Source organism: Acinetobacter sp., assembly GCF_036659555.1.
Classification (GTDB): domain Bacteria; phylum Pseudomonadota; class Gammaproteobacteria; order Pseudomonadales; family Moraxellaceae; genus Acinetobacter.
This window is the reverse complement of the sequence record NZ_JAVXCI010000113.1, coordinates 1-8220: the sequence shown is the minus strand read 5'-3', so window position 1 is coordinate 8220 and position 8220 is coordinate 1. Positions and strand designations below refer to the sequence as shown.

The window sequence follows — 8220 nt, the reverse complement described above, 5'->3', positions numbered from 1 at the left end:
AATGTAAATATCAAGACTGTGTTGAAGTTTGCCCTGTAGACTGTTTCTATGAAGGCCCGAACTTCCTTGTAATTAATCCTGACGAATGCATTGACTGCGCGCTATGCGAACCTGAATGCCCGGCAAATGCGATTTTCTCGGAAGATGAGCTGCCTGAAGGTCAGGAAGTGTTTATTGAACTGAATGCTGACCTTGCGCAAAAATGGCCAAACATCACGCAAATTGGCGACCAGCCGGCTGACCGTGAAGAATGGAACGGCAAAGCTGATAAACTGCAGTATTTAGAAAAGTAGTCTATTTAAAAACAGCCTATTGAAATTTCTAAGTAAAAAAATAAGGCCGGCGCATGCTGGTCTTTTTTTGTACTGAAAGCACACATTTCATTGCAATATTTCCAAATTTTCTCAATCGTTTTAGATTAAAATATAACGAGTTTGTAAATAATTGATTTTTATAATGAAGAATTTTATGAAGGGATTGCTGGCAGCATCGGCAATTCCTCTAATCTTTTTAGCCGGATGCAGCACCGCGCCTAAAAAGGGCCAGACGATTACAGGTCCTGATGGAAAGCGGATTTTTATCCCTCAGGAAAGCAGCGGTTTTGAACACCACGCTCCCCCAAAAGTTGTTCCTTACGTTTATAATTCATGGGTGGCCGCAGCCGACAATCTGCGCCGCGTGCGTGATTATGAAGTATTCCTTGAAAAGAATGGCGTCGGCAGCATTATTCCAAGCTTTGAGCTGGTGCGTACCGCGCGTGACTGGCAAAAATGCGGACGCTCGCAGTATATGGTGCCCAACCGCGAGCTGTGGGCCAATCAAATTCCAACGCTGCGCGTATTCAAATATCTGGTGGCAGCCAATATTCTGAGCGACTTTGAAGTGACTTCAGTTTACCGCGACTTGCCGCTGAATCAGTGCGCCGGCGGCGCAAGCTCTTCCCGGCACTTATACAACTCTGCTATTGATTTCCGCATTGGTCCGGAATTCCCTAAACCGGAAGATTATGCTTATGTTGAAAACACTAAATTCAAGCTATGCCAATTCTGGGCGCAGCATGGCCAAAGCCTGAATATGGGCCTAGGCTTATACGCATCCGGCCAGATTCATATTGATACCCAAGGCTACCGCACATGGGGCCCGGATCATTCCCGCAACTCGTCACTGTGCACGTACTAAGCCATTGCAAAAGTATTGCAAGGCCTCAATAGAGGCCTTTTTTGCAGATATATTCCGCAATTGCAGCGCAAAAAATTGCGCTTCATGCTGAAAGGTTTAAAATGCATCCATCGAAAATTAGGTGCTAAAGCTATGCAGCAAATGTGGACAGACATTGATGCTTATATTGATTCACATTTAATCCCGGAAGATCCAGTCTTAGCGCAGACCCTGCAGCATACAGATGAACGCGGCTATCCTGATCATCTGGCCGTTGCGCCAAATCAGGGCATGCTGCTGCAGATGCTGATCCAGATGAACCGCTGCAAGCGTGTGCTGGAACTGGGAACATTTGCAGCTTACAGCACCATGTGGCTGGCGCGGGCCTTGCCGGAAGACGGCTACGTCCTCACCATTGAAGGCCGTGATGCGCATGCCGCGCTGGCGCAGGAAAATATTGACAATGCCAAGCTTGCGCAGACGATTGAACTGCAATGCGGCCGCGCTGCTGACTTGCTGCGCGCGCTGCCGGAAGATACCGAAGCCTTTGACTTTATTTTTGTGGATGCCGATAAGCAGAGCTATCCTGAATATTTGGAGCTGAGTTTAAACCTTTCGCATTCAGGCACCATCATTGTTTTGGACAATGTAATCCGCGCCGGTGAAATTTTGAATCCTGAAAACCGTAAGCCCAGCATCGAAGGCATCCGCGAGATGTTTGCCGCCATGCAGAACCATCCGCGCATCTTATCCTGCACGGCTTTACAGACGGTTGGCAGCAAGGGGCATGACGGTTTTGCAATCGCAATTGTGAAATAATCCAATTCGCGCAAAAAACCATCATTATATTATTTTTTAAATATAACAATAACTTACAAATACTAACCACAGAGTTATCCACAGTATATGAGGATAACTCTGATTATTTATTAAGCAAGCCCACTCATCAGTCTTTATTTAACCACCAGCAAGGGCACTGCAGAGTTGCGGAAGATGGTGGTCGCGATGCTGCCCAAGAAAAACTGATGGATTTTGCTGTGGCTGAATGCGCCCAGAACGATCAGCTGAATATCCTGCTCCTGCTGGTACAGGAGAATATTTTCCGCAACATCGCCATAGCGGTATTCGGTGACCACATCCAAACCCGCATCCTTTAAATACTGCATTGGCTCATTCAATATTTCAGGATGATCGCCGACATACAGCAGGTGGCATTGCAGCAGCTTGAGCAGATCGCTTTTCCCGATGCGCTTCATCAGGCTGACACAGGTTGGAGAATACTCATAGGCGAAAATGAAACGGGTTGGCGGCTTAAACGTGGAGCCTACCGTCATCACCGTGCAGTTGGCGCCGCGGATAAAGTTTTCCACATTGCTGCCGATCGGCTTATTGCGTTCCGCAGAGCGCTCGCCGACACGGCCAATCACCACAATGTCATCGGGCTGCAGCACATGGAAGCTTTGCTCCAGAAAATCACCTTTTTCCTGAATGTGGGAAGCGGTCAGGCCATGCTTTTCCTGAATCATTTCAGAAATATGCTCCAGCAGGTTGTTGCTGTAAGCCAGCGCCAGTTCGCTCTGCTTCTGCTCCAGCTCCGCCAGCTCTTTCAGCAGCATGGCGTTGCTTTCAAAGCCAATTACGCCGCTGATTTCGCCTAAATGATAGCTGGCCGGATAATAGTCCAGCACCTGCAGCAGCACCAGTTCCCTGCGGGTCTGCTTGGCCACCCAGGCTGCTGCTTCCGCCAGCGCATTAATGCATGGCGAAGAATCAATACAAGCAATCACGCGTTTCATAATTCGCCTCTCTTTTCCGCCCTGTTTTTTCTTGCTTGCTGGGCTAAGCTGATTGTTTTTTTAACTTAGCATAACTTTTCATAACTTTGCAGGCTTTTATGTAAGTACTTTTTCAGCCGCCATGAAATCATGAATTTCACGATATTCAGCAGCATAGGCGCACTGCTAATCCCTGTAGCGGATGAATCCGGCCGGATTTCCGCCGACCACCGCCCGCGCTTCAACATTTTTGGTGACCATGCTGTTCATGCCGACCACCGCCTGATCTGCAATATGAATACCGTCTTTTACCCCGACATGCGCGCCCAGCCAAACATCGCGGCCTATTTCAATGCCTTTGGAGCGCACCGGCTGCTGATACACCGGCTGCGCCAAATCCATACCATGATCAAACGCGTACAGATGGCAATAAGCCGCTATACGCACCTGATCGTGCAGCTTAATGCCTGCGCGCCCGCCATCCAGAATGCAGTGATGGTTGATGGCCACTTCGCTGCCGATGTCTAAAGGCCCATGCAGCGTGCAGTCCGCCGCAATAAAGGTATTGTCGCCGATAATGATTTTGCGCCCCGGTTCAGCAAAGATATGCGCCAAAGGTGAAATAAAGCAGTTCCGGCCAATTTCAACGGTTTCCATCGCCATTAAATAGTCTTGATGCTGTTTTTGCCATTCCTCCGCCCAGCCGCGGTTTTTCGGCTTTAATGACCAGTACAGCCAAGGCATATAGTTCAGGCGGTGCTTATGCTGTTCGCGGTATTTTAATAAAGGATCCTGTTCAGTCATCATTCGGCTCTTCAATGAGTTTCAGCTGTTCACGGCCCCGCGTGACGTCCTGAATTTTCAGCGCCAAGGGCTGTATTTGATGGATCTGCAATAAAACCGTTACGCTCACGCCGTCAGCAGTGTATTCCTCACTGTACTCAGCCTGCAGCTGGGTTAATTCATACTGGAAAATTGCCCATTCATTAAACTGGCACTGAAAGCTGGCTTTTTTCTTTGCAATCAGTTCAATTTTTTCCGCCAGCAGCAGGCACTGCCCGGCAGCGCCGCCATAGGCGCGCGCCAAGCCGCCGGTGCCGAGCTTAATGCCGCCATACCAGCGGTTGACCAAAACCAGCACATTGGTCAGCTCATTGCCCTCAATCGCCGCCAGTATCGGCCGCCCTGCCGTGCCCGACGGCTCGCCGTCATCATTAAAGCGCACATGATGGCCGATTTTCCATGCCCAGCACTGATGAGTCGTGCTCAGGTCTTTGTTCAACTCCAGAAAGTCCTTGGCGGCCTGTTCATTTTCCACAGGAACCGCAATCGCCTGAAAACGGCTTTTTTTAATGTCTTCCTCATAGCTGGCTTGGCTGGCAATGGTAAACGGCATATCTCATCAAACTTTGAATAATCCCTTTAATTATAGCGGTTTTTATTTCTGAGGTTGGCATTTAAAGCGGCAATAAAAAACAGCCCCCATAAACTGGAGGCTGCTTTTCTTGCCTATGGATCAGCGCCGGCCTATTCCGCTGCTGATCGAAGCGTCTTTTCCTAATGGAGCAATTTCCCTCACAGCAATGCGCTGTTTCTCATTTTGAGCGGGATTCACATAGCTTAAACCGTAAAATCATCGCCCAAATAGACTTTGCGGACAATTTCATTTTCTAAAATTTCCTGCGGCGAGCCTTCAGCAATCACCGAGCCTTCGCTGACAATATAGGCATGCTCGCAAATTGCCAAGGTTTCGCGCACGTTATGGTCGGTAATCAGCACGCCGATGCCGCGGTCTTTCAGCGTGCGGATAATGTCCTTAATGTCGCCGACAGAGATGGGATCGACGCCGGCAAAAGGCTCATCTAGCAGCATGAATTTAGGATCAGCAGCCAATGCGCGGGCAATTTCCGCACGGCGGCGCTCACCGCCGGACACGCTCATGCCCAATGAGTCTTTAATGTGGGTAATTTTAAAGTCCGCAAGCAGTTCAGCCAAACGCTGCTGGCGCTGCTGCTTATTCAAGTCTTTGCGGGTTTCCAGAATAGACATGATATTTTCAGCAATGGTCAGCTTTCTGAAAATAGAGGCTTCCTGCGGCAAATAGCCAATACCCTTGCGCGCGCGCTCATGCATGGCCAAGTCGGACAAGTCCAAATCATCCAGATGGATTTCGCCTTTATCCATGCGCACCAGCCCCACCACCATATAGAAGCTGGTGGTTTTGCCTGCTCCATTTGGCCCGAGCAGGCCTACAATCTGGCCGCTTTGCATATTGAACGAAACGTCCTTCACCACCCAGCGCTTGCTGTAGTTTTTAGCCAAATGCTTGATGCATAAGGTTTGCGGCTGATTCGGGGAATTCTCCATTAATCACGCGCTCCCGGGAATGACTTAGAGCTTGACGGCGGAATGACAATCTGCACGCGGCCTGAAGATGAGCCGGTTTTATTCGGCGTGCCTTCCGCCACAATATCGCCTTTATTCATGCTGTATTTCAGCGTGTTGCCCCGGATGCTGGCGCCGTCCTGTTCCAGCAGGGCGCTGCCTGTCAGGGTGATAATGCCGGTTTCAGCATTGTAGATGATTTTCTGCGCCTGGCCTTTGGCTGGGCCTTTGGCCGGGTCAGTCTTCTGCTGGAAGCGCGCAGGCCCGCCTGAAGCGGTAATTACACTGATTTCCTTGCGGCTGTTCATGTTCGCTACAATTGAATTCGCCTGCAGCTTCATGCTGCCCTGCTCGATAATCACATTGCCACTATAGGTAGTGATGCCGGTTTTCTCGTTGAATGTTGCGCGGTCAGCCACCAGAGAGATTGGCTGACTGCGGTCTGAAGGCAAGGCAAAAGCGCCCGCAGAACACAGCGCAAGTGAACCCATCAGCACCGCCTGTTTAAGGAAAGCGTTAGACAATAGTGATTTATGATTAAGGTTCATACTTTCCTCGAATATTAAAAAATTCGTATTGACCGTCATTTAAATTGGCTTTCAGCCCTTGGCTGACAAATTGCGCTTGCGGAGATTCCACAATAACCTGCTTGTCAGTTTGTATTTCGCGTGTTTTAGGAAAAGCCGTCAATTCATCGGTATAAAAGACCATTTTTCCTGAATCCAGCAGTTTTGTTGCTTCAACTTTCTGTTTAAGCACAATTTTTTCATTATCATTATAGCCATTGGCAATTTCTGCAAGGAAGGTGGCGTCAACTTTGCCATCCTTATACACAGACGCCTGCAGGTTTTCCAGCTGCGAAGTCTGCTGCTTCAGATCCTGCTCCAGCCGGTCAACCTGCGCGCGGATGTACAGCTTGCCCTGCTCGTCGGTCTGGGTCAGGTGAATATTTTCCGCGGAATAAGTCATGTTGCGGGCGGAATCCGCCTCAAGCTTATTGCCTTTTCCACTGTAATAGTAATAACCGCCGCTTACAGCCGCAATTGCAATCGCAGTAACGTATAAAACTTTTGTATCCATAAGCGGGTATTTAATCCAAATTCACTGAATTATTCAGTTATTAATGCGGGGCGCGGGCATATTTTTCAAGCTGCTCCTGATACACCCCTTTCGCCATCAGCAGCATGTCGCAGATTTCACGCACTGCGCCGCGGCCGCCATATGCCTGAGTAACCAAGTCCGCACGGCGCCGGACTTCAACATGCCCATTCGGCACAGTAACTTTCATGCCGGCAATTGCAAATGCTGACAAATCCGGCCAGTCATCGCCCATATACAGGCAGTCTTCAGCGGCGATATTCAGCTGCGCGCAAGCCTCGCGCAGCGCCGTGCCTTTGTCTTCACGGCCCTGATAAACCAAATCCACACCCAGATCAGTCATGCGCTTTTCCACAATATTGCTCTTGCGCCCTGTGATAATAATGACTTTAATGTTGGCCTTCTGTACGAGTTTCATGCCTAAACCGTCACGGATGTCAAAAGACTTAATCTCATCTCCGCTATTGGTTAAGGTGACAAAGCCGTCACTTAAAATTCCGTCTACATCCAGCACCAGCGCCTGAATATGACGCGCCTGCTCCAGCAATACATACGATGCCATTTATTAATTTACCCCAGCCTGAATCAAATCATGCATGCTGATGACGCCAATGACCCGCTGCGCATCATCAACAACAACAAACTGATTGATTTTCTTTGTATTCATTTGCTCCAGCGCTTCAACTGCGCGGGCTTCTTTGGAAATAGTGGACGGATGCTGAATCATGACTTCAGACACCGGCAGATTGACGTCAAAGCCCTGCTGCCGGTCAATCAGGCGGCGCAAGTCGCCGTCAGTAAAAATGCCCAGCAGCCGGTCTTCAGCATCAACCACCGTAGTTAAGCCTAAGCGCTTGTTGGAAATTTCATACAGCACTTTGTTCATTGGCGTATCCGGCGCGACTTTCGGCAGTTCATCGCCCATATGCATCAAGTGCTTGACATGCAGCAGCAGGCGCTTGCCCAGCGCCCCGGCAGGATGCGAACGGGCAAAATCGTCGGAAGTAAAGCCGCGCGCTTCTAGCAGCGCAACAGCCAAGGCATCGCCTAAAGCCAGCGTTGCCGTGGTGCTGGATGTCGGCGCCAGGCCCAATGGGCAGGCTTCCTGAATATCGCCCAAAGTCAAAGCCACATCTGCATTTTGCGGCATTGGCCCCCGATCATGGCCCGAAATGGTGATTAGAGGCACGCCGACATGCTTGATCAGCGGCATCAGCATCATGATTTCATCGCTTTTTCCAGAATAGGAAATGGCAATCAATACATCGCCTTTCACCAGCATGCCTAAGTCGCCGTGGCCCGCTTCACCCGGGTGCATAAAGAATGACGGCGTGCCTGTAGACGCGAAAGTCGCAGCCATTTTACGGCCAATATGGCCGGACTTGCCCATGCCGGTCACGACTAAGCGGCCTTTGCATTGCAGAATAATTTCGCAGGCTTGGGTAAAACGCTGATCTATCTGCGCTGCCAGCACTTCCAGAGCATGCTGTTCAATGCTGAGGGTTTCCAGTGCGGTCTTTTTGAAATCGATTTGATTGAGCATATTGGGTGGATTCAAAGCCGCTTTACCTTTTTTAAGCTGTATCTACAGCGCTTAAATAACTAAGAATAATTCCGGATATTTTAGCATATCTCTATAAATTGAACGTTTATAAATGTTCAACTTTTAATGCCTTACTACGCTTTGTAACAATTTAAAGCAAAAATTGAAGCAAAAAAAAACCTTAGCCAAATGACTAAGGTTTTTTCATATTCTGGAGCGGGAAAGGAGACTCGAACTCCCGACCCCAACCTTGGCAAGGTT

The 8220-nt window shown here is 49.2% G+C and carries 11 protein-coding genes; 3 read left to right on the top strand and 8 right to left on the bottom strand.

Going from position 1 to position 8220, the window contains the following annotated elements; translation table 11 throughout:
- The 3 genes from fdxA to RSA72_RS12995 form a co-directional block, all read left to right on the top strand.
- Nucleotides 1-293, top strand: a 293-nt coding sequence (gene fdxA / locus RSA72_RS13005) for a ferredoxin FdxA (RefSeq protein ID WP_332633293.1), incomplete at its 5' end; no start/stop codon positions are given.
- A 163-nt stretch (nucleotides 294-456) separates the two neighbouring features.
- The gene (locus tag RSA72_RS13000; protein ID WP_332624118.1) at nucleotides 457-1179 is read left to right on the top strand and encodes a D-Ala-D-Ala carboxypeptidase family metallohydrolase; all 723 of its coding nucleotides are present in this window, start codon (nucleotides 457-459) and stop codon (nucleotides 1177-1179) included.
- 132 nt (nucleotides 1180-1311) lie between these two features.
- A complete protein-coding gene (locus RSA72_RS12995) occupies nucleotides 1312-1977 on the top strand; it encodes an O-methyltransferase (protein WP_332624117.1) in 666 nt (221 codons plus the stop codon).
- Between the two features lie 134 nt (nucleotides 1978-2111).
- Here the strand turns inward: RSA72_RS12995 and RSA72_RS12990 are convergent, their stop codons facing one another.
- The 8 genes from RSA72_RS12990 to RSA72_RS12955 all read right to left on the bottom strand — a co-directional run bounded on the left by RSA72_RS12990 (nucleotide 2112) and on the right by RSA72_RS12955 (nucleotide 7959).
- A complete protein-coding gene (locus RSA72_RS12990; RefSeq protein ID WP_332633291.1) occupies nucleotides 2112-2954 on the bottom strand; it encodes a universal stress protein in 843 nt (280 codons plus the stop codon).
- 165 nt (nucleotides 2955-3119) lie between these two features.
- The gene (locus RSA72_RS12985) at nucleotides 3120-3737 is read right to left on the bottom strand and encodes an acyltransferase (RefSeq protein WP_332624282.1); all 618 of its coding nucleotides are present in this window, start codon (nucleotides 3735-3737) and stop codon (nucleotides 3120-3122) included.
- On the bottom strand, nucleotides 3730-4329 hold the full coding sequence (locus RSA72_RS12980; RefSeq protein ID WP_332624277.1) for an IMPACT family protein: 600 nt from the start codon (nucleotides 4327-4329) through the stop codon (nucleotides 3730-3732). The genes RSA72_RS12985 and RSA72_RS12980 overlap by 8 nt, the downstream gene beginning before the upstream one ends.
- A gap of 224 nt (nucleotides 4330-4553) precedes the next feature.
- Nucleotides 4554-5300, bottom strand: coding sequence for an LPS export ABC transporter ATP-binding protein (gene lptB, locus RSA72_RS12975; RefSeq protein WP_332624278.1), 747 nt, complete (start codon nucleotides 5298-5300; stop codon nucleotides 4554-4556).
- Entirely contained in the window at nucleotides 5300-5866 is a 567-nt protein-coding gene (lptA, locus tag RSA72_RS12970; protein WP_332624279.1) for a lipopolysaccharide transport periplasmic protein LptA, read from the bottom strand. The genes lptB and lptA overlap by 1 nt, the downstream gene beginning before the upstream one ends.
- On the bottom strand, nucleotides 5856-6398 hold the full coding sequence (gene lptC / locus RSA72_RS12965) for an LPS export ABC transporter periplasmic protein LptC (protein ID WP_332624280.1): 543 nt from the start codon (nucleotides 6396-6398) through the stop codon (nucleotides 5856-5858). Before lptC ends, lptA begins: the two co-directional genes overlap by 11 nt.
- A 40-nt stretch (nucleotides 6399-6438) precedes the next feature.
- Nucleotides 6439-6978, bottom strand: coding sequence for a KdsC family phosphatase (locus RSA72_RS12960; RefSeq protein WP_332624281.1), 540 nt, complete (start codon nucleotides 6976-6978; stop codon nucleotides 6439-6441).
- Nucleotides 6979-6981: 3 nt separating this feature from the next.
- The gene (locus RSA72_RS12955) at nucleotides 6982-7959 is read right to left on the bottom strand and encodes a KpsF/GutQ family sugar-phosphate isomerase (protein ID WP_332624745.1); all 978 of its coding nucleotides are present in this window, start codon (nucleotides 7957-7959) and stop codon (nucleotides 6982-6984) included.
- Nucleotides 7960-8220 lie beyond the last annotated feature (261 nt).

Bases quoted from the DNA above. Each gene is read 5' to 3' on its own strand.
- RSA72_RS12995 (WP_332624117.1), top strand. From the start codon at position 1,312: ATGCAGCAAATGTGGACAGACATTGATGCTTATATTGATTCACATTTA.
- RSA72_RS12955 (WP_332624745.1), bottom strand. From the start codon at position 7,959: ATGCTCAATCAAATCGATTTCAAAAAGACCGCACTGGAAACCCTCAGC.
- RSA72_RS13000 (WP_332624118.1), top strand. From the start codon at position 457: ATGAAGAATTTTATGAAGGGATTGCTGGCAGCATCGGCAATTCCTCTA.
- lptA (WP_332624279.1), bottom strand. From the start codon at position 5,866: ATGAACCTTAATCATAAATCACTATTGTCTAACGCTTTCCTTAAACAG.
- RSA72_RS12985 (WP_332624282.1), bottom strand. From the start codon at position 3,737: ATGACTGAACAGGATCCTTTATTAAAATACCGCGAACAGCATAAGCAC.
- lptB (WP_332624278.1), bottom strand. From the start codon at position 5,300: ATGGAGAATTCCCCGAATCAGCCGCAAACCTTATGCATCAAGCATTTG.
- RSA72_RS12990 (WP_332633291.1), bottom strand. From the start codon at position 2,954: ATGAAACGCGTGATTGCTTGTATTGATTCTTCGCCATGCATTAATGCG.
- RSA72_RS12960 (WP_332624281.1), bottom strand. From the start codon at position 6,978: ATGGCATCGTATGTATTGCTGGAGCAGGCGCGTCATATTCAGGCGCTG.
- RSA72_RS12980 (WP_332624277.1), bottom strand. From the start codon at position 4,329: ATGCCGTTTACCATTGCCAGCCAAGCCAGCTATGAGGAAGACATTAAA.
- lptC (WP_332624280.1), bottom strand. From the start codon at position 6,398: ATGGATACAAAAGTTTTATACGTTACTGCGATTGCAATTGCGGCTGTA.